The organism is Acidovorax sp. DMC1 (assembly GCF_056314325.1).
Window position 1 is genome coordinate 19,629 of record NZ_JBQUYO010000015.1, and the last position, 19,833, is coordinate 39,461.

17 protein-coding genes and 1 pseudogene are annotated in these 19,833 nt (G+C 63.5%); 8 read left to right on the forward strand and 10 right to left on the reverse strand.

Translation table 11 applies throughout. From position 1 onward, the window contains the following. Positions 1-4 precede the first annotated feature (4 nt). From ACT531_RS21340 to ACT531_RS21360, 5 genes are all read right to left on the reverse strand, one after another. On the reverse strand, positions 5-844 hold the full coding sequence (locus ACT531_RS21340) for a transketolase (RefSeq protein ID WP_476018724.1): 840 nt from the start codon (positions 842-844) through the stop codon (positions 5-7). Between the two features lie 36 nt (positions 845-880). Beyond that, positions 881-2,140, reverse strand: a complete 1,260-nt coding sequence (locus ACT531_RS21345) for a TRAP transporter large permease (protein ID WP_056058450.1) — start codon at positions 2,138-2,140, stop codon at positions 881-883. A 29-nt stretch (positions 2,141-2,169) separates the two neighbouring features. Next, the gene (locus ACT531_RS21350; RefSeq protein ID WP_110959784.1) at positions 2,170-2,685 is read right to left on the reverse strand and encodes a TRAP transporter small permease; all 516 of its coding nucleotides are present in this window, start codon (positions 2,683-2,685) and stop codon (positions 2,170-2,172) included. 83 nt (positions 2,686-2,768) lie between these two features. Further along, entirely contained in the window at positions 2,769-3,755 is a 987-nt protein-coding gene (locus tag ACT531_RS21355; RefSeq protein ID WP_422848772.1) for a TRAP transporter substrate-binding protein, read from the reverse strand. Between the two features lie 44 nt (positions 3,756-3,799). Further along, complete coding sequence (locus ACT531_RS21360) at positions 3,800-4,549, reverse strand: SDR family NAD(P)-dependent oxidoreductase (RefSeq protein WP_476018732.1); 750 nt, start codon at positions 4,547-4,549, stop codon at positions 3,800-3,802. A 177-nt stretch (positions 4,550-4,726) separates the two neighbouring features. On the opposite strand from ACT531_RS21360, the gene ACT531_RS21365 reads away from it, so the two are divergent. After that, a complete protein-coding gene (locus ACT531_RS21365) occupies positions 4,727-5,611 on the forward strand; it encodes a LysR substrate-binding domain-containing protein (RefSeq protein WP_056058464.1) in 885 nt (294 codons plus the stop codon). Positions 5,612-5,670: 59 nt separating this feature from the next. Here ACT531_RS21365 and zwf read toward each other — a convergent pair whose 3' ends face one another. Further along, positions 5,671-7,125, reverse strand: coding sequence for a glucose-6-phosphate dehydrogenase (gene zwf, locus ACT531_RS21370; RefSeq protein ID WP_476018725.1), 1,455 nt, complete (start codon positions 7,123-7,125; stop codon positions 5,671-5,673). 174 nt (positions 7,126-7,299) lie between these two features. Here zwf and pgi point away from each other — a divergent pair, with 174 nt between their 5' ends. The 3 genes from pgi to ACT531_RS21385 all read left to right on the forward strand — a co-directional run bounded on the left by pgi (position 7,300) and on the right by ACT531_RS21385 (position 10,702). Continuing rightward, positions 7,300-8,868 carry a glucose-6-phosphate isomerase gene (pgi, locus tag ACT531_RS21375; RefSeq protein ID WP_476018726.1) on the forward strand — a complete coding sequence of 523 codons (1,569 nt, stop codon included), beginning with the start codon at positions 7,300-7,302 and terminating at the stop codon, positions 8,866-8,868. Between the two features lie 113 nt (positions 8,869-8,981). After that, entirely contained in the window at positions 8,982-10,214 is a 1,233-nt protein-coding gene (locus tag ACT531_RS21380) for an AGE family epimerase/isomerase (RefSeq protein ID WP_476018727.1), read from the forward strand. 77 nt (positions 10,215-10,291) lie between these two features. Beyond that, positions 10,292-10,702, forward strand: a complete 411-nt coding sequence (locus ACT531_RS21385) for a GFA family protein (protein WP_476018728.1) — start codon at positions 10,292-10,294, stop codon at positions 10,700-10,702. A 54-nt stretch (positions 10,703-10,756) separates the two neighbouring features. Here the strand turns inward: ACT531_RS21385 and ACT531_RS21390 are convergent, their stop codons facing one another. Next, entirely contained in the window at positions 10,757-11,689 is a 933-nt protein-coding gene (locus ACT531_RS21390; RefSeq protein ID WP_476018729.1) for an SMP-30/gluconolactonase/LRE family protein, read from the reverse strand. 99 nt (positions 11,690-11,788) lie between these two features. Between ACT531_RS21390 and edd the strand changes: the two genes are divergently transcribed. The 3 genes from edd (at position 11,789) to ACT531_RS21405 (ending at position 14,734) form a co-directional block, all read left to right on the forward strand. Continuing rightward, a complete protein-coding gene (gene edd, locus ACT531_RS21395) occupies positions 11,789-13,558 on the forward strand; it encodes a phosphogluconate dehydratase (RefSeq protein WP_476018730.1) in 1,770 nt (589 codons plus the stop codon). Continuing rightward, complete coding sequence (gene eda / locus ACT531_RS21400; RefSeq protein ID WP_422848780.1) at positions 13,549-14,205, forward strand: bifunctional 4-hydroxy-2-oxoglutarate aldolase/2-dehydro-3-deoxy-phosphogluconate aldolase; 657 nt, start codon at positions 13,549-13,551, stop codon at positions 14,203-14,205. The genes edd and eda overlap by 10 nt, the downstream gene beginning before the upstream one ends. Before the next feature lie 229 nt (positions 14,206-14,434). After that, positions 14,435-14,734, forward strand: a complete 300-nt coding sequence (locus tag ACT531_RS21405; RefSeq protein WP_309826537.1) for a DUF805 domain-containing protein — start codon at positions 14,435-14,437, stop codon at positions 14,732-14,734. A gap of 124 nt (positions 14,735-14,858) precedes the next feature. Here the strand turns inward: ACT531_RS21405 and groL are convergent, their stop codons facing one another. The 3 genes from groL to ACT531_RS21420 all read right to left on the reverse strand — a co-directional run bounded on the left by groL (position 14,859) and on the right by ACT531_RS21420 (position 17,285). Then, a complete protein-coding gene (gene groL / locus ACT531_RS21410) occupies positions 14,859-16,505 on the reverse strand; it encodes a chaperonin GroEL (protein WP_094286405.1) in 1,647 nt (548 codons plus the stop codon). 96 nt (positions 16,506-16,601) lie between these two features. Continuing rightward, on the reverse strand, positions 16,602-16,892 hold the full coding sequence (locus tag ACT531_RS21415) for a co-chaperone GroES (protein WP_015012625.1): 291 nt from the start codon (positions 16,890-16,892) through the stop codon (positions 16,602-16,604). A gap of 141 nt (positions 16,893-17,033) precedes the next feature. Then, a complete protein-coding gene (locus ACT531_RS21420; RefSeq protein WP_476018731.1) occupies positions 17,034-17,285 on the reverse strand; it encodes a hypothetical protein in 252 nt (83 codons plus the stop codon). A 331-nt stretch (positions 17,286-17,616) separates the two neighbouring features. Here ACT531_RS21420 and ACT531_RS21425 point away from each other — a divergent pair. Then, positions 17,617-19,761, forward strand: a pseudogene (locus ACT531_RS21425) (AAA family ATPase); the annotation flags it as partial. Between the last annotated feature and the right edge of the window lie 72 nt (positions 19,762-19,833).

Genomic DNA, 19,833 nt, shown 5'->3' on the forward strand with positions numbered 1-19,833 from the left:
CTCCTTAGGGTGCGTTCTGGTCGAGGATGGCGAGGGCCTGCTGCCACTCGGGCGGATCGACGCGGATGAAATGGTTTTTGTCGCGCGTCTCCAGGAAGGGAACGCCCTTGCCCATGAGCGTGTTGAACAGGATCACGCGCGGCTTGGGCTCTGTCAGATTTCGCGCGGTGTCAAAGGCCGCCAGTACGGCAGCCAGGTCGTTGCCATCGACACGCTGCACATGCCAGCCAAAGGCCAGCCACTTGTCGGCCAGCGGCTCGAAGCCCAGCACTTTGCTGCTGGGACCATCGGCCTGCTGGTTGTTGATGTCCACCAGGCAGATCAGGTTATCGAGCTGATGGTGGGCGGCCGACATCGCGGCCTCCCAGGTCGAGCCTTCGTCCAGCTCGCCGTCGCTCATGGAGTTGTAGACGAAGGCAGGGTTCTTCTTCTGCTTGAGGCCCAGTGCCATGCCCACACCGATCACTAGGCCCTGGCCCAGTGAGCCGCCTGAGATTTCCATGCCCGGTGTGTACGTGGCCATGCCGCTCATGGGCAGGCGGCTGTCGTCGCTGCCGTAGGTTACGAGTTCCTCCTGCGGAATCACGCCGGCTTCGATCAGCGCCGCGTAGTGGGCGATGGCGTAGTGCCCGTGCGAGAGCAGAAAGCGGTCGCGGCCCTCCCAGGTGGGGTCTTGGGGTTGCAGGTTCAGCGCGTGGCCGTAGGCCACGGCCAGCACGTCGGCCCAGCCCAGGGCCTGGCCGATGTAGCCCTGGCCCTGAACCTCACCCATGCGAACGGCGTAGCGGCGGATGCGATGGGCGCACCGGGCCAGCGCCTGCAGTTTGTCTGCGGCGGAAGTCATGGAGTTCTCCTGTGTGAAAGCGGGGAAGAAAAGCGGTCAGCGAAGGATCGAGGCCGGCACGTAAGACACCAGAGCCAGCACCAGGAAGGCCACAAAGTAGAACGGCCCCAGCTCGCGCACCGTCTGGCCCACCTTGACCTTGGCCAGTGCGCTGGTGATGAACAGCGTGGTGCCCACCGGCGGGGTGTAGAGGCCCACAGCCAGGTTCACCACCATCATGATTCCCAGCTGCACCGGGTCCATGCCAATGCTTTCGGCCAGGGGCAGGAACACCGGGGTCAGCAGCAACACGGCGGCGGGCAGGTCGATGAACATGCCGATGAACAGCATCAGCAGGTTCATGATCAGAATCACGATCCAGCCCTGGCTCACGTTCTGCTGGATCCAGTGGGCCACACCCGTGGGCATCTGGTCATAGGTCAGCAGCCAGCCGATGGCGGCAGAGGCCATGATCACCAGCAGCACCACGCCGGTCGCCAGGCCCGCATGCACCACGGCATCGTTCAGCCGCTTGAGCGACAGGTCGCGGTACACCACCACCGACACCGCAGCGGCGTACAACGTGGACAAAACGGCCACCTCGGTGGGTGTGGCAATGCCAAAGCGCAGGAACAACACGATCAGCACCGGCAGCAGCAGCGCGGGCGACGAGTACAGCAGGTGCACGCGGAATTCACTCCAGTTGATGGGGGTGGTGTCGCGTGGGAAGTTGCGGCGCTTGCCGACCCACCAGCACATGAACATAAAGCCCACGCACATCAGGATGCCGGGCAGGATGCCCGCGACAAACAGTGCCGCAATGGAGGCATTGGCCGTCAGGGCGAACAGAATCATCGGGATCGAGGGCGGGATCAGGATGTCGATGGTGGCCGCTGCAGCCAGCGTGGCGGCAGAAAAAGCGGGTGGATAGCCCAGGCGCTTGTGCCAGGGAATCAGCAGTGAGCCGATGGCCGAGGCATCGGCCACGGCCGAGCCCGACACGCCGCCGAACAGCGTGGACGACAGCACGCCCACCTGCGCGGGTCCGCCGTGAAAGCGGCCGATCAACGTGCTGAGCACGCCCACCAGCGCTGCCCCCAGGCGGCCGCCCATCATGAGCGAGCCGGTGAGCATGAAGAACGGGATCGCGATCAGCGGAAAACTCTGCACCTGCGCCACCATCTGCTGTACCAGCAGATCGAGCGGCACGCGGTCGGAGGTGGCGGCGGCCGCCATGGCCGCGACCAGCAGCGCATGGGCAATGGGCATGGCCAGCACGGCCGCGCCGAGAAAGACAAAAAGAATGAGGGCGCTCATAGTGAGATCCTTGGCAGGGGTGGCGGGGCTTACCAATGCGCCTCGGGCACGGCGGTCTCGGCATCGGGGGCGCTGGGCACCGGTGGCGTGGCCCAGGCGTTCCAGGCCGACTTGAGCGCCAGCAGCGCCAGCATCACCAGCCCACCCATCACGCAGCCATAGGTGAGCGACCCGGGCACCTGCAGGATGGGCGACTTCTCGTCGTGCACGATCTCCAGCATCTGAAAGGTGGCGCGAGCGAGCGTGCCGTACAGCGCTGCCACCACCAGCCAGCTGCCGATGGCCGCCCAGCGGCGCAGCGCGGGCGGTACGGCGTCCATCAGAAAGCTGGTGGTGATGTGGGCACCGTGCGCTGCCGCCAGCACTACGCCAGACATGACCAGCCACGGAAACAGCAGCTCCGGCACCTCATTGGCCCACTGCAGGCTGGTGCCGGTGGCGTAGCGCAACACGGTGTTGGCCACCAGGATGATGAAGATGACGGACGTGCTGATCCACAGCAGCACTCGGCATACGCCGACAACGGCCCATTCGATGAGGTTCATCGGGAGACTCCTTGGGCTGCAGGGCCGGGGCCCGTGCAGCGGCTTCGGGGAAATGAGGACAGGCGCCGCAGCGCCCCGAACGATCAGCGCGCGGCGGCGATGACTTTCTTGAGGTACGGGCCGATGGGCGTGGTCAGCCACTTGGCGTCCACCGCAGCCGTGGCTTTGGCAAATGCGGCCTTGTCCACCGTGGTCACCTGCACGCCCTTGGCCTTGAGGTCGTCCAGCAGCTTGTCGTCGGCCTCTTGCGACATCTTGCGCTGCAGTGCCGTGGCCTCGGCAGCCGCTTCGGTCACGGCCTTGCGGTCCGCGTCGGACAGGCGGTCCCAGGTGCGCTTGCTCATCAGGAACGGCGTCATCTGGAACATGTGGCTCGTCAGTGCCAGGTGCTTTTGCACTTCGTACAGCTTGCTGGCGTGGATGTTGACCAGCGGGTTCTCCTGCCCATCGACCACGCCCTGCTGCAGCGCCACGTACAGCTCGGCAAACTTGATCTGCTGTGCCTCGGCACCCAGCGCCTGCATGATGTCCACCAGCACTGCGTCGGGCGGGGTGCGCATCTTCAAGCCCTTCATGTCTTCGACCTTGGTGATGGGGCGTTTGCTGTTGGTCATGTGACGGATGCCGTTGTCCCAATAGCCCAGCACCACCATGCCCTTGTCGGCCGACTTCTGTGCCAGCTCCTGGCCGAGTGGGCCGTCCAGCAGCTTGAAGGCCTGCGCGGGGGTGGAGAACATGAACGGCATGCCGTAGGCGGCGTACTCGGGCACAGCCACCGACACGGCGCCTTGCGAGTTCGCCGTCATGTCCAGCGCGCCGGTGCGCACGGCCGTGACCATGGCGGCATCGTCGCCCAGCTGGGCGGAGGGCGCCACCTGCACCTCGATGCGGCCTGCGGTCTTGGCCTTGAGGGTTTCGGCGAATTTGACGGCCGCCTCATGGCGAGGATTGCCGGGGGCAGCACCATGGCCCAGCGTGAGCTTCATGGTCTGTGCCTGGGCGAGCCCGGGCAGTGCCACTGCCAAGGCGGCAGCTGCCAACAAGGTGCGGGTGAAGGTTTTGCGTTGCATGGTTTGTCTCCTGGTTTATGTTTGTTGAGAGGTAGTGCAGGCGGTCAGTGGATCAGCATGCCGCCGTTCACATCGAGCGTGATGCCGGTGCAGTAGGTCGATAGCGGGCTGGCCAGGAACACGCAGGCGCCGGCAATGTCGTCGGCCCGACCCAGGCGGGCCAGCGGAATGGTCTCCGCGATCTCAGCCTTCTTCTCTTCGGTCAGTTTGCCTTTGATGATGTCCGTGCCGATCAGTCCGGGTGTGATGCAGTTGACGCGGATGTTCTCGGAGCCGAACTCGCGGGCCATGGCACGGGCCAGGCCCAGCACGCCCGCCTTGGCGGCCGAGTAGTGGGGCCCGCCCAGAATGCCGCCGCCGCGCTGTGCCGACACCGACGAGATGCAGATGATGGAGCCGCTTTGCTGCGCGCGCAGTGTGGGCAGCACGGCCTGGGACATGTACAGCGTGCCGCGCAGGCTGACGTTGAGAATGCGGTCGTAGTCTGCGCCGGTGATCTCCAGCGTCTTGACGGGCTGGGTGATGCCCGCGTTGTTGACCAGCGTGTCGATGCGGCCGAAATGCGCACGCACCTGGGCGGCGGCGGCTTCGCACGATGCCTTGTCGGTCACATCGGCCACCAGGCCCAGGTGGCCCTCGCCCAGCCGCGCGGCGGCGCCTGCGGGGTCGGCGGCTTCGAGGTCGAGGATGGCGACTTTGGCGCCTTGCTCGGCCATCAGGCGGGCGGTGGCAAACCCGAGGCCGTTGAGTCCCGCTCCTCCGGTAATGATGGCAACCTGGTCCTTGAGCAGCATGTGTTTTGTCTCCTGTGGTGTGAAGGTGCAGGAGACTTGCACGCTGCCCGTGGGGGCGGCTGTCAAAGCGGTGTCTCCTGTTCTGGGAGCCGATTCTCAAAGCCGCTCAAGATGATGACAAGCGATGAATCATCAGCGTAAGATGACATTTCGTCATCTAACGTCAGGGTTCACCCCATGCCCACCTTGCCGCCCATTGCCAATCTGCAGGCCTTCGAGGCCGTGGCACGTCGCCGCAGCTTTGCGCTGGCAGCGGCGGAGCTGAACCTCACGGCCTCGGCCATCAGCCACCAGGTTTCGCGGCTGGAGGCGCAACTGGACATTCGCCTGTTTGAACGTAGCGCCCACGGGGTGCGCCTGAGCCCTGCGGGCGAGCATTACCTGATGCATGTGGGGGCTGCGCTCAACGCCATTGCCACGGCCACCGACGATTTGCGGCATGGCATCCGCAACAGCCTGTATGTGCACACGGCTCCCAGCATCGCCAGCCTGTGGCTCATGCCGCGCTTGCACCGCTTTGCACAGGCCTACCCAGAGATATCACTCAACCTCTCAGCCGCCCACACGCCCAGCGATTTCGCGCTCGGCCAGGCCGACATCGACATCCGCTATGGCATTCCGCAGTGGGGCGATCTGGTGGTGGAGCCGCTGTTCGAGGAAGCGATCGTGCCGCTGGCCAGCCCGGCCTTTATCAAGGCGCACAAGCTCAAGCGCGCGGAGCAGTTGCTGGACCTGCCGCTGATCCAGAGCAATGTGAGCATCGTGCAGTGGTCGGACTGGTTTGGCCGGTTCACCAAATTGCGGGCGCCCGACCGTTTCTCCCTGCGGTTTGACCGCGCCCAGATGTCGCTGGATGCCGCCACACAGGGATTGGGCGTGGCATTGGAGAGCGCCGTCAATGCCGGCGGGCACTTGGCTGATGGCCGACTGAAGGCCCCGTTCGGCATGGACCAGGCCGTGCGGGTGAAGGCGCATTTTGCGGTGTACCCCGAGCGGCACGCCAAGCGCCCGGCGGTGGAGGCCTTCCTGTCGTGGCTGCACAGCGAGGCTGCGCAGACCTGACGAAAACAGGGCCCAGCGACCGGGGCTGCGAATGTCTGCAGCCACCGGTGGCGAGGCTCTCACATCTCCTCGCTCCAGCAATACCCATCGCGCGCAATCATCGCGCTCGCTGCGCGTGGGCCCCAGCTACCGGCGGGGTAGGGGCGCGGGCCTGCCGGGTCGTTCTTCCAGTACTGCAGGATGGGCTCTACCCAGCGCCAGGCTTCTTCCTGCTCGTCGCTGCGCACAAACAGGTTCAGGCGGCCCGCAATCACGTCGAGCAGCAAGCGTTCGTAGGCGCCCACGCGCTCGGTGCCAAAGCGCTGGTCAAAGTCCAGGTTCAAGTGCACCTGCGACAGCGTGGGTTCGGTCTGGTGCTGGGCGGCGCCCTGCGCCATCAGGTGCAGCTCCAGCCCGTCCTTGGGTTGCAGGTTGATCACCAGCCGGTTGGCGGCGCCTGCAGGCGTCTTGAAGATGGGGTGGGGAACGGGCCGGAAGTTGATGACGATGTGCGCGTCGCGCCCCGCCAGCCGCTTGCCAGTGCGGATGTAGAACGGCACGCCCGCCCAGCGCCAGTTGCTGATCTCGGTGCGCAGCGCCACAAAGGTCTCGGTGGTGCTGCTGGCGGCCACGCCCTTTTCTTGCGCGTAGCCGGGCACGGGCTGGCCCTGGTGGTTGCCGGCCGCGTACTGCCCACGGATCACATGCTGACCGATGGTCTCCAGCGTCCAGGGCTTGAGCGACTGCAGCACCTTGAGCTTTTCGTCGCGGATGGCGTTGGCGCTGGAGTTGATGGGCGGCTCCATGCCGATGGCGCACAGCAGCTGCAGCGCATGGTTTTGCACCATGTCGCGCAGCGCGCCGGTTTGGTCATAGAACGCGCCGCGCGACTCCACGCCCAGCTCTTCGGCAATCGTGATCTGGATGTTGGCAATCGTCTCGCGGCGCCACAGGGGTTCGAACAGCGCGTTGCCAAAGCGCAGCGCAAACAGGTTCTGCACCGAGGGCTTGCCCAGGTAGTGGTCGATGCGGAAGACCTGTTCTTCCTTGAGCACGCGACGCAGCGTGTCGTTGATGGCCTGGTTGGACTGCAGGTCGTGGCCCAGGGGCTTTTCCAGCACCACGCGGGTGGTGGGGCCGTTCAGGCCCACGGCGGCGATCTGCTCGCACACGTTGGTGAACAGGCTGGGCGCGGTCGCCACGTACATCACCACCGAGTCGGCGCCGCGCGCTTTCAGTGTCTCGGCCAGGCGCTCGTAGTCCTGGGTTTTGGACAGGTCCATGCGCAGGTAATGCAGCAGTGCCGCGAAGCGTGCAAACTCGTCCGGGCTGGGGCGCTTGGCCAGTTCCACGCTGTCGAACCGCGACTGGATCAGGCTGCGGTATTGTTCGTCGCTCAGGTCGTCGCGTGCGACCGCGATGATGCGCCCCCCCTCAGGCAGCGTGCCATGTCGGAATGCCTGAAACAATGCGGGCATGAGCTTGCGCCAGGCAAGGTCGCCGGTGCCGCCGAACAGGACGAGGTCAAAACTCATGGTGTCTCCGTGATGGGGTGGTTCGTTTTGTTGCGTGAGATTGTAATCACGTTACATGATTTTCCAAAGAATGCTGCCTTGTTACTACTGCGTGTAACTCAAAAGAACCTGCCAATAAGCCATTTGATTGTGTAATCAAGTTACTATCTCGGCGCTTTTCACCCTACCTGTTTGATGACCATGCCCCTCCGTTGCGACCAGTCTGCGCTGTGGCCCCAGTTGGCCGCCCACTACGCCTCCCATGGCCAGCACCTGGACATGCGCCAGGCGTTTGCGCAGGATGCCCAGCGGTTTGCAGCCTTCAGCCAGTCGGCTCCGCATGTGTTTGCTGACCTGTCCAAGAACCTGTGGGACCGCGATACCGAAGCCCTGCTGCTGGATCTGGCCCGCGACTGCGGCCTGGTGCAACACCGCGATGCGATGTTTGCAGGCGAGGCCATCAACACCACTGAAAACCGCGCCGTGCTGCACACGCTGCTGCGCCGCCCTGCAGGCTTGGCCCTGCCCGGTGATGTGCCCGAGACCGCACAGCGCCTGGCCGACGTGCACCACACGCTTGATGCGATGCTGCAGTACGCCGAGCAGGTGCGCAGCGATGTTGCCATCACCGACGTGGTGAACATTGGCATCGGCGGGTCGGACCTGGGCCCGCACATGGCCGTGCGCGCGCTCGAAGAGTTCCGCATCCACAGCAAGCGCTTTCACTTTGTGTCGAACGTGGACGGGCACGAGCTGCACCACGTGCTCAAGGGCCTGCGGCCCGAGAGCACGCTGTTCCTGGTCGCGTCCAAGACCTTCACCACGGCCGAGACCATGACCAACGCGCGCTCGGCCCTGGCGTGGTTTGGTGCCCAGGGCGGGCGCGATGTGGCCCGCCACTTTGCGGCGCTTACCACCAACATCGAGGCCGCAGCGGCCCTCGGCATCACCACCACCTTCGGCTTCTGGGACTGGGTGGGCGGCCGCTACTCGCTGTGGTCGGCCATTGGCCTGCCGATTGCCATCGCGATCGGTGCCCAAGGCTTCCGAGATTTCCTTGCGGGTGCACATGCCATGGACGAGCATTTCCGCACCGCACCGCTGGCGCAGAACCTGCCGGTGCGCCTGGGTCTGCTCGATGTCTGGTACCGCAATTTCCACGGCTTCACCAGCCGCTGCATCGCGCCGTATCACGCCGCGCTGGGGCGCTATTCGGCCTACCTGCAGCAGCTGGAGATGGAAAGCAACGGCAAGCGCGTGGCGCAAGACGGCAGCACGCTGGCTTGCGTCACATCGCCCGTGCTGTGGGGCGAGCCCGGCACCAACGGCCAGCATGCGTTCTTCCAGATGCTGCACCAGGGCGCCGATGTGCTGCCGCTGGAGATCGTGGCCGTGCGCAAGGCCTCGCACCCGCTGCCGGGCCACCAGCAAAAGCTGCTGGCCAACGCCCTGGCGCAGACGCAGGCGCTGATGGTGGGCAAGGCCAGCGACGACGGGCACCGGCACTTTCCCGGCAACCGCCCCAGCACGCTGATGCTGCTCGAATCCCTCACCCCCACCTCGTTGGGCGCGTTGATTGCGCTGCAGGAGCATCGCGTGTTTGTGAGCGGCAGCTTGTGGGGCATCAACAGCTTTGACCAATGGGGCGTGGAGTTGGGAAAGGTGCTGGCCAAAGACATCGAGGCGCGCCTGGAAAGCGGTGACGTGGCCGGGCTCGATGGCTCCACGGCGGGCTTGCTGGGCCTGCTGCGCAACGCGGCCTGACCCTCACGGAACTGCACCGTCCTCGGGGTAGCGCTGGCGCGAGACCAGGCGCCCCACCGGCAGAAACCAGCGCGGTTTCTTGCCCACAGCCCACAGATCAGGAGACACATGCCATGGCGATTCCGCCACTGCCAAACTTCCGCTCCGCTGCCTTTTTGCGCCAGCATCTGCGTAAAACCATGGCGTTCTACGACCCCGTGGCCACCGACCCGAGCGGCGGGCAGTTCCACTTCTTTCTGGACGATGGCACGGTCTACAACCCGCGCACCCGCCACCTCGTCAGCGCCACGCGTTTTGTAATCACGCATGCCATGCTCTATCGCACCACGGGCGATGAGCGCTACCAGGTGGGCATGCGGCACGCGCTCACGTTCCTACGCACAGCGTTCCTCGATCCTGCTACGGGCGGCTATGCATGGCTGATCGACTGGCAAGATGGCTGCCCCACCATACAAGACGCCACACGCCACTGCTACGGCATGGCCTTTGTGATGCTGTCCTATGCGCGCGCTTACGAGGCCGGAGTGCCCGAGGCCCGGAATTGGCTGGCTGAGGCTTTTCAAACGACTGAGAAGCATTTCTGGCAACCCGCCGCAGGCCTGTATGCCGACGAGGCCAGCCCTGACTGGCAACTCACCAGTTACCGGGGCCAGAACGCCAACATGCACGCCTGCGAGGCCATGATTTCGGCCTTCCGTGCCACGGGCGAGCATCGCTACATCGAGCGTGCGGAGCAACTCGCACAAGGCATCTGCCAGCGGCAGGCCGCGCTGTCCACCGCCGCCCTCGCTCCCGCCGCTGAACGGTGGGTGTGGGAACACTTCCACGCCGACTGGTCCGTGGACTGGGACTACAACCGCCACGACCGCAGCAACATCTTCCGCCCCTGGGGCTACCAGATCGGCCACCAAACCGAATGGGCCAAGCTGCTGCTGCAACTGGATGCGTTGCAGCCTGCCGACTGGCACCTGCCCTGCGCACAGCGCTTGTTCGGTGCCGCCGTTGAACGCGGCTGGGATGCCGAATACGGTGGCCTGTACTACGGCATGGCGCCCGATGGCAGCATCTGCGACGACGGCAAATACCACTGGGTGCAAGCTGAGAGCTTGGCCGCTGCTGCGGTGCTGGCTGTTCGTACGGGCGACGAGCGCTACTGGCAGTGGTACGACCGCATCTGGGCCTACTGCTGGGCGCATTTTGTGGACCATGAACACGGCGCGTGGTTTCGCATCCTGCACCGCGACAACCGCAACACCACCCGCGAAAAGAGTAATGCGGGGAAGGTGGACTATCACAATATGGGGGCGTGTTACGACGTGCTGGGAGTGGTGGCAGCGGGGACTTGAGCGCGGAGAATGGCGACTACTGCCATTTCCAAGGACGAGGTTTGTGTATGAGCGAAATCGCCACAGAGAGTCGACCCATGTACCAAGCGGCCTGTCATTGCGGTGCAGTTCGGTTTGAGGTACAGCTCGCAGACGGCTTGCGCAGTGCCCGTAGATGCAACTGCTCCTACTGCCGCATGCGTGGCGCGGTGGCTGTTTCTGCCAACTTGAGCGATATGAAGGTATTGCAAGGCGCGGATGTACTGACCCTGTACCAGTTCAACACGCGTGAGGCCAAACACTACTTTTGTTCCCGCTGCGGCATCTATACGTTTCATCAACGCCGGTCCTCTCCTCATCAATACGGGATCAATGTCGCCTGTATTGAAGGAATGAGCCCTTTCGACTTCGAAGAGGTGCCCGTCAGCGAAGGGCGGATGCATCCCAAGGATGCTGGTGGACGCAGCGGAACGATTGCTGGCTGGCTGCGATACACGGCCAATCAGTAAGCCGGGATAACGGGCCTGCAAGCATTACCGCTGGGCACGCTGGATCACTCCTTCTTATGCACATTGGAATGCGTTGACTGGCAGTCCTGCCACCTCTACCCGCACGCTGAACAGCGACCCCGCCGGGATCGCCGCCTGCTGCTCTTCTACAGGCCTCCCCGCCCGCGCCGACGTAATGAACAACGTCCGCAAATCCTCTCCCCCAAAACACACCATGGTCGGGCACTGCACCGGCACCGCAATGCGCTGCAGCACCTCACCGGCTGGCGAAAGCTGCAACACGCAAGCCCCTTCGTACATCGCCACCCAGTAGTTCCCCTCCACATCCACTGCTGCGCCATCGGGCCTGCCGCCATAGGGTTGGCCTTCTACCTTGCGGTCAAACTGCACCCAGGGGCGGCGATTCGTGATCTCACCCGTGGTCACATCAAAGTCGAACTGATCGATGCGGTGCTCCGGCGTGTTGGCCCAATACATCGTGCAGTTGTCGGGGCTGAAGGCCAGGCCGTTAGCGGTGAAGTTGTCGCCTGCCATGTAGCGCACGCGGTAGCTGGTGGCGCTGCTGGCATCGGCCTGCAGGCGCCACAGCGCGGCATTCGGCGCTGTGCGGGGCGTGATGACCGAGCCTGCCCAGAAGCGGCCTGCGGTATCGCATCGGCCGTCGTTCAAGCGCAGGACCGCGGTGTCGTGCTGCTCCGGCGGCAGCAGGGCCAGACAGGTGAGGGCGGTGGGATCATCGCCGTCCTTGGCCGTGTCCAGAAGATAGAAACCGTTTCGTAACCCGATTACCAATCGTCCATCCGCCGCTGGCGCGCAGCAGCCGGGCTCGCTGGGCATGCGCCATTGCCGGTGGCGGCCGCTTTCGGGGTGCCATGCATGCACCGCTTGTCCCTGAATGTCACACCAGTAAAGGGATTTTTCCGTGGGGTGCCAGAAGGGCGATTCGCCCAGTTCGGACGGCGGCAAGGGCAAGGTTTGCAGGGACATGGGTTGAAGCGGGGTGGTTATCGAGTTACATTCTAGGGCCTCAGATACTGAGCCCCGGCACCATGCATGGGGCCTTGCCACCCACCGATGGAGACTTCCATGCACCCAGTTGTAGCGCGCGTGACCGAGCGCATTGTCCAGCGCAGCGCAGACACCCGCGGCGCTTACCTTGCCGGCGTTGACGCCATGATCGCCCGCAAGCCCGCCCAGGACCGCATGGGCTGCGCCAACCTGGCCCATGCCTATGCGGCGCTGCCGGGTTCTGACAAGTTCAAGGTCACGGTCGAGAAGGTGCCCAACATCGGCATCGTCACGGCCTACAACGACATGCTCTCGGCCCACCAGCCGTACCAGGGCTACCCTGCCATCCTGCGTGACGAAGCCGCCAGGCTGGGGGCCACCGTGCAGGTGGCAGGCGGTGTGCCCGCGATGTGCGACGGCGTGACGCAGGGTACGCCCGGCATGGAGCTGTCGCTGTTCTCCCGCGATGCCATTGCCATGGCCACTGCGGTAGCGCTGTCCCATGATGTGTTTGATGGCGCGCTGCTGCTGGGCGTGTGCGACAAGATCGTGCCGGGCCTGCTGATCGGTGCGCTGCATTACGGCCACTTGCCCTGCGTGTTTGTGCCCGCAGGCCCCATGGGCACGGGCCTGTCGAACAAGGACAAATCCAAGGTGCGCGAGCAGTACGCACAAGGTCTGGTGGGGCGTGACGAACTGCTCAAGGCCGAGTCCGCCGCGTACCACAGCCCCGGCACCTGCACCTTCTACGGCACGGCCAACAGCAACCAGATGCTGCTCGAAGCCATGGGCCTGCATGTGCCCGGCGCGGCGTTCGAGTCCCCCGGCACCGAGGCGCGCGAGGCCTTCACCCGCCAGGCGCTGCGCACCTTGCTCGACATCGGCAAGCGCGGATCGCGTTTCACCCCCATCGGCAAGCTGGTGGACGAGCGCTGCATCGTCAACGCCATGGTGGCCTTGCTGGCCACGGGAGGCTCCACCAACCACCTGATCCATTGGGTAGCCATTGCACGCAGCGCGGGCATCCTGATCGACTGGACGGACTTTGACGAGCTCTCGTCCGTGGTGCCCCTGCTGGCCCGCGTGTATCCGAACGGCGATGCCGATGTGAACCAGTTCCAGGCCGCAGGCGGCCCGCCGTGGATCCTGCGCGAGCTGCTGGCGGGCGGCTTCATGCACCCCGATGTATTGAGCGTGAACGCGGGCGGCATTGCCGATGGCGGCAAGAGCGCACCCGCCGTATCGGGCGACACCTCGGTGCTGCGGCCTGTGAGCGAACCCTTCTCGCCCACGGGCGGCCTGCGCCTTCTGCAAGGCCGCCTGGGCCGTGCGGTGATCAAGGTCTCGGCTGTGCCCGAAGACCGCCACGTTGTCCAGGCCCCGGCGCGTGTTTTCGATTCGCAAGAAGCCCTGCTCGCCGCCTTCAGCGCGGGCGAGGTCAACCAGGACATGGTGGCCGTGGTGCGTTTTCAGGGGCCGCAGGCCAATGGCATGCCCGAGCTGCACAAGCTCACGCCCCCGCTGGCGGTGCTGCAGAACCAAGGCTTCCAGGTGGCGCTGGTGACTGACGGTCGCATGAGCGGCGCATCGGGCCGTGTGCCTGCTGCCATCCACGTCACGCCCGAGGCACTGGCCGGTGGTCCGCTGGCCAAGGTGCGCGATGGCGACATCGTGCGGGTGGATGCAGTCGCTGGCACGCTCGATGTGTTGGTGGACGATGCCGAGTGGGCCGCGCGCGCCCCGGCACCCTTCAACGCCTCATCACCCATCGGCTTTGGCCGTGAACTCTTCACCAACTTTCGCCGCCACGCAGGCGGTGCCGAACAAGGAGCCTGCACATGGCTGTAACCCCTGCTTCCACCCCCATGAATCCCCTCGACATCGCCAGCCATGGTCCGGTCATCCCCGTCATCGTGATCGATCGCGTGGAAGACGCTCTGCCCCTGGCCGAGGCATTGCTGGCCGGTGGCGTGAAGGTGCTGGAGGTGACGTTGCGCACCGCTGCGGGTCTGCCTGCCATCGAAGCCATCGCCTGCCATCTGCCCGAGGCCGTGGTGGGTGTGGGCACGGTGCTCAACGCCGATGACGCCCGTCGTGCGAGCGAAGCCGGTGCGCGTTTTGCCGTGAGCCCCGGCTACACCTCGGCCGTGGGCAGCGCCTGCAAGGGCCTGAACCTGCCGCTGCTGCCCGGCGTGGCCACGTCGAGCGAGATCATGGCGGCGCTGGCCGATGGGTTCTCGTTCCTCAAACTGTTCCCGGCCGAGGCCGTGGGTGGCATCCCGCTGCTCAAGTCCTGGGCCAGCCCGTTTGGCCAGGTGAGCTTTTGCCCTACCGGCGGCATCACCAACGCCACCGCTTCCAACTACCTGGCGCTGCCCAATGTGCGCTGCGTGGGGGGCTCGTGGCTCACGCCCACCGACGCGGTGCGTGCGGGCGACTGGGCGCGCATCACGCAACTGGCGCGCGACACCCAGGCGCTGCGCAAGGCGGCCTGAGGGATCGCTGGCGCTGGGTTTGTGGCCTAAAGCGGCTTATGCGCTAGTGCAATAAGCGCTGATAGCTATAAAAATAATAGCGTCTAACTTTAAAAATCCGTGGCGCGGGCGGCACAGCGTGGCCGCTGTGTGTGTCGAGCCGGCTGGACTTGTCGCAACGCCCCTCTATCATGGCCACGCGGGAATACCCCGTGACCGAGCAACGATTGTTCAAGAGAGGGAGTTCGCTATGGATTTTGTTTCGGCTGTCAAAAGCTGCTTCGCGCAGTACGCCGGGTTTTCGGGCCGTGCGCCACGCTCCGAGTTCTGGTGGTTCGCGCTGTTCCAGCTCGGCGTGCTGGTGATTGCCACCCTGATCAGCCAGGTGCTCTACGGCATCGCTGCCTTGGCCCTGCTGCTGCCCGCGCTGGCGGTGGGCGCACGCCGCTTGCATGACATTGGGCGCTCCGGCTGGTGGCAGCTGCTGTCGCTCACCGGTATTGGTACCCTGGTGCTGATTTACTGGTGGGTGCAGCCCAGCGGGGAGTAAAGCCGCCGCAAGCTGACGCCCCGCGTTGGCGCCCATGAAAAAAGCCCGCAGACCGTAAGGCCTGCGGGCTTTTATATTGCGGACTGCGCAGCGAGCACCGGGCTGCTGCGCAGGGGCCGGGCAATTACATGCCCATGCCGCCCATGCCGCCCATGCCGCCCATGTCGGGCATGCCAGCAGCAGGTGCGTCGTCCTTCGGAGCCTCAGCCACCATGGCTTCGGTCGTCAGCAGCAGCGATGCCACGGAAGCGGCGTTCTGCAGAGCGGTACGGGTCACCTTCGTGGGGTCCAGGATACCCATTTCGATCATGTCGCCGTAGGTGTCGTTGGCAGCGTTGAAGCCGTAGTTGCCCTTGCCGTTCAGCACAGCGTTCACCACCACCGATGGCTCGCCACCAGCGTTGTAAACGATCTCGCGTAGAGGGGCTTCGATGGCCTTCAGGATCAGCTTCACGCCGGCGTCCTGGTCAGCGTTGTCACCCTTGATCTCGCCAGCCGCTTGGCGTGCGCGCAGCAGGGCCACGCCACCACCGGCCACGATGCCTTCTTCCACAGCAGCGCGGGTGGCGTGCAGGGCGTCTTCCACGCGGGCCTTCTTTTCCTTCATTTCGACTTCGGTCGCAGCGCCGACCTTGATCACTGCCACACCGCCGGCCAGCTTGGCCACGCGCTCTTGCAGTTTTTCACGGTCGTAGTCGCTGGTCGCTTCTTCGATCTGGATGCGGATTTGCTTCACGCGGGCTTCGATATCGGCAGCGGCACCAGCACCGTCGATGATGATGGTGTTTTCCTTGCCCACTTCGATGCGCTTGGCTTGGCCCAGGTCGGCCAGGGTCACCTTCTCCAGGCTCAGGCCCACTTCTTCAGCGATGACCTTGCCGCCCGTCAGAATGGCGATGTCTTCCAGCATGGCCTTGCGACGGTCGCCGAAGCCAGGAGCCTTCACAGCCACCACCTTCAGGATGCCGCGGATGGTGTTGACCACCAGCGTAGCCAGGGCTTCGCCTTCGACTTCTTCAGCAATGATCAGCAGGGGACGGCCAGCCTTGGCAACTTGCTCCAGCGTGGGCAGCAGGTCGCGGATGTTGCTGATCTTCTTGTCGAACAGCAGCACGAAGGGGTTGTCCAGCAGAGCGGCTTGCTTTTCTGGGTTGTTGATGAAGTAGGGCGACAGGTAGCCGCGGTCAAACTGCATGCCTTCCACGACATCCAGCTCGTTTTGCAGCGACTTGCCGTCTTCCACGGTGATCACGCCTTCCTTGCCGACCTTGTCCATGGCGTCAGCAATGATCTTGCCGATGGACTCGTCGGAGTTGGCCGAGATCGAGCCCACTTGGGCGATTTCCTTGGAGGTGGTGGTGGGCTTGGAAGCCTTCTTCAGCTCTTCGGTCAGGGCCAGCACGGCCTTGTCGATACCGCGCTTCAGGTCCATGGGGTTCAGGCCAGCGGCCACGTACTTGGAGCCTTCGCGCACGATGGCTTGGGCCAGCACGGTAGCGGTGGTGGTGCCGTCACCAGCGTTGTCGCTGGTCTTGGAAGCCACTTCCTTCACGAGCTGGGCGCCCATGTTCTGCAGCTTGTCCTTCAGTTCGATTTCCTTGGCCACGGACACACCGTCCTTGGTCACGGTAGGGGCGCCGAACGAGCGCTCCAGCACCACGTTACGGCCCTTGGGGCCCAGCGTGACCTTGACCGCGTTGGCCAGGATGTTCACGCCTTCAACCATGCGTGCGCGGGCTTCGCCGCCGAAAACTACGTCTTTTGCTGCCATTTTGGAGCTCCTGAAAATTGGGTTCAAATTGGCTGCTAGCGCATGATTAATCAGCGCAAGCAGCTATGAAAAGATGAGTAACGCAGGGGTGAGAAATTACTTCTCGACCACGGCAAACAGATCGTCTTCCTTCATGACCAGCAGCTCGTCGCCGTTGACCTTGACGGTCTGGCCCGAGTACTTGCCGAACAGAACGCGGTCGCCGACCTTCACGTTCAGGGCGATCACTTCACCCTTGTCGTTCTTCTTGCCAGGGCCCACGGCCAACACTTCACCTTGATCGGGCTTTTCGGCGGCGTTGTCAGGGATCACGATGCCGGAGGCCGTCGTGGTTTCGCTTTCAATACGCTTGACGATCACGCGATCGTGCAGAGGGCGAAGGTTCATTGCATTGCTCCTGTTTTCAGTAAAAAAAGCTGATGGATTCAATCAGCCCCGGCCATCCGGGGCCACCAAACTGCCAGCAGGGAGCGCGGTGTTAGCACTCGTCTGCGGTGAGTGCTAATGATACGGGCATTTGTGGCCATTTCAAGACACCCCCCAGAACATGGGGAAGAAGGCTTCTTCTCTCCTGCGGAACGCCACTGTACTTTCGTTTTTCCGCCATTCAACTTTAGATTTTGGCGACTCGATAGTGTGGAGTTGCCCGCATGCCGTCTGGCCGTTGTTCTTTGGAATGCTTAGAGCAGTAACTAAGAATGAAAGTGGGTACACACTATTTTTTTGCGATCGATCGGGACCGAATTGCTTCCACGGCAGCTCCCGGTTGGTTGCGGTCATAGGGTTGCCGCAGACGGATGAGTGTCAGTGTCAGTGTCGGTGCAAGTTTTTGTCTGCACCTTTGGGTGAGCCCTAAACAGCCACGCACCGATGTGCATGTTTTCAGGCGCCTCAGTTGAAGCGCTGGCTGGCAAAAGCTGTGGGGAGTTGGGGGGGGGGCTGCTTTAGGCTGCTTGCAGCCAGTCGCCAGCCTTGGCTTGTACGGCCGGTCTTAGCCAGTAGAGGTCCTCCGAGCGCTGAATCTGCCAGACTGTCCACTGAGGAACGCCGACGGGTGAATCGGCCTAGGCATCCGGCGACCTCGCTGTGCCGAATGAATCAGGGAGGAGATATGGGCAATGAATACACATTCGCGCGATTCTGGCGCTGCGCACTACAGGCCAATCCTGTCGGCTACAACGGCACTTACAGGGGCGCTGACCACGGGCTGGACGAAGGCGGCTACAACCAAGCTCTGCTTCAGAAGTGCCTTGAGTTGGACATCAAGGTTGTGGGCCTTGCCGACCATGGCAGCGTGGCAAGCGTCGATTCATTGCGCCAGGTGCTGGAGCCGCACGGGATCGTGGTGTTTCCCGGCTTCGAGATCGCCTCGAACGACAAGACGCACTACGTCTGCCTCTTCCCCGAGGGCACGACCGTGCAGCAGCTTGATCGCTACCTTGGAAACCTCAAGCTGCACGATCCAGCAGATGGCATCCGGCCTTCTCGCCTGAGTTCGGAACAGCTGATTGAAGAGGTCGATCTACTAGGCGGGTTCATCTACGCTGCACATTGCACGCAGGACAGCGGGCTGCTGAAAAACCGCCTGAACCACGTCTGGAAGCATCCCAAGCTGCGCGCGGCGCAGATTCCTGGTTCGATTGGCGACCTCACGAGCATCGAGGGGGACTTCTATCGCAAGGTGTTCTTGAATAGGTACGACGGCTACAAGCGTGAGCGCCCTGTGGCAGCGATCAATGCCAAGGATGTTGCCAAGCCTGATGACTTGGATCAGCCGAGCGCAACGTGCTTCATCAAGATGACACGGCCCACTTTCGCTGCATTCAAGGTGGCCTTCCTCGATCCGGGATCGCGTGTCCGGCTCAACTCGCAGCAGGCCCAAAGCCCGATTGGCAAGGTTGTACGCATGACCGTGGCGGGTGGCTACCTTGATGGCGTCAGGGTGGACTTTTCCGACCACCTCAACACGGTTATTGGCGGCCGTGGAACGGGTAAGTCAACCTTGCTCGAATGCCTGCGCTTCGCCTTGGATTTGCCACCCAAAGGCAAGCAGGCCCAGAAGCTCCACCAAGAGATCATCAAGGAGAACCTTGGTCGCTCGGCCGGACGGGTTGAGCTGACAGTGGTGTCCTCTGCCCAGAACGGCAAGCAGTACACCATCTCGCGCCGTCATGGCGAGCCGCCGATGGTGCGCGACATGGATGGCAATGTCTCCACCCTGCTTCCGCGAGACTTGCTGCCGGGCCTAGACATCTATGGGCAGAACGAGATCTACGAGCTGGCCCAAGATGAAACCAGCCGAGTGCAGTTGCTGGATCGCTTTCTTCCTCAAGACGGGGAGTACGAGGCGAAGAGCGCCGATGCGCATAGGCGCTTAAAGGACAACCAGCAGAAGCTCACGAAGTCCCTGACCGATCTTGACGATCTGAATGCGCAGGTGGAGCGCTTGCCCAAGCTGGAAGAGCAGCTTCGCGGTTTTGATGAGCTGGGGATCAAGGAGAAGCTGGCCAAGACATCATTGCTCGCACGCGAGCGAGCGATTGCCAAGACCGCTACTGATGGCGTGCAGAGCTTTCGCGACGCACTTTCAGACCTACGTGACTGCTTGCCTGACCTTGATTTCATCAACGATGAGGCGCTTGAGGGCTTGCCTGACGCGGCCCAGTTGCTCGCTATGCGCACGACGCTGGATGGGCTCAAGCTGGGGTTCACCGGCCATCTGAGCGCGATGCAGGCCTTGCTTGATGACAAGGCAGGACAGTTCACCACCCATCATGACGCATGGCAGCAGGCGATTCAGGCGCACGATATCGAGTTGGAGAAGGCGCTGCGGACGTGGCCCGCCACTGCTGGAAAGAGTGGGCAGGAGGTCGGTGTTGCCTATCAGAAATTGATGGGCGAAATCGAGCGCATCAAGCCCATGAAGTCGCGGGCAACTACCCATGAGTCCCAGCGCGACACCCTGCGTCAGGAGCGGCGCAACTTGTTGGCCGAGCTGTCCGATTTACGTGGGCAGCGCATACAAACGTTGCAGAAGGCCGCGAAGAAGCTGAACAGGCGGCTTGAAGGCAAGCTCAAAGTGGAAATCGTGCCGGAGGCTGACCGTACGCCGTTGATGACGTTCCTGCTAGGGTGCAAGCTGGACGGCGTGGGCGAAAAGCGGCTTGCGTTCATTGAGGACGCTGAGACGATCAGCCCGTTGTCGCTGGCCCAGTCGATTCAGCAAGGATCGGCCAACGTGCAAGTGGATTTGGGCTGCTGCCGGTTCCGTTGACACCGACCTAAGCTTCTTGAGCTTTCTCGAACTGTACGGGACTGAGATAGCCGA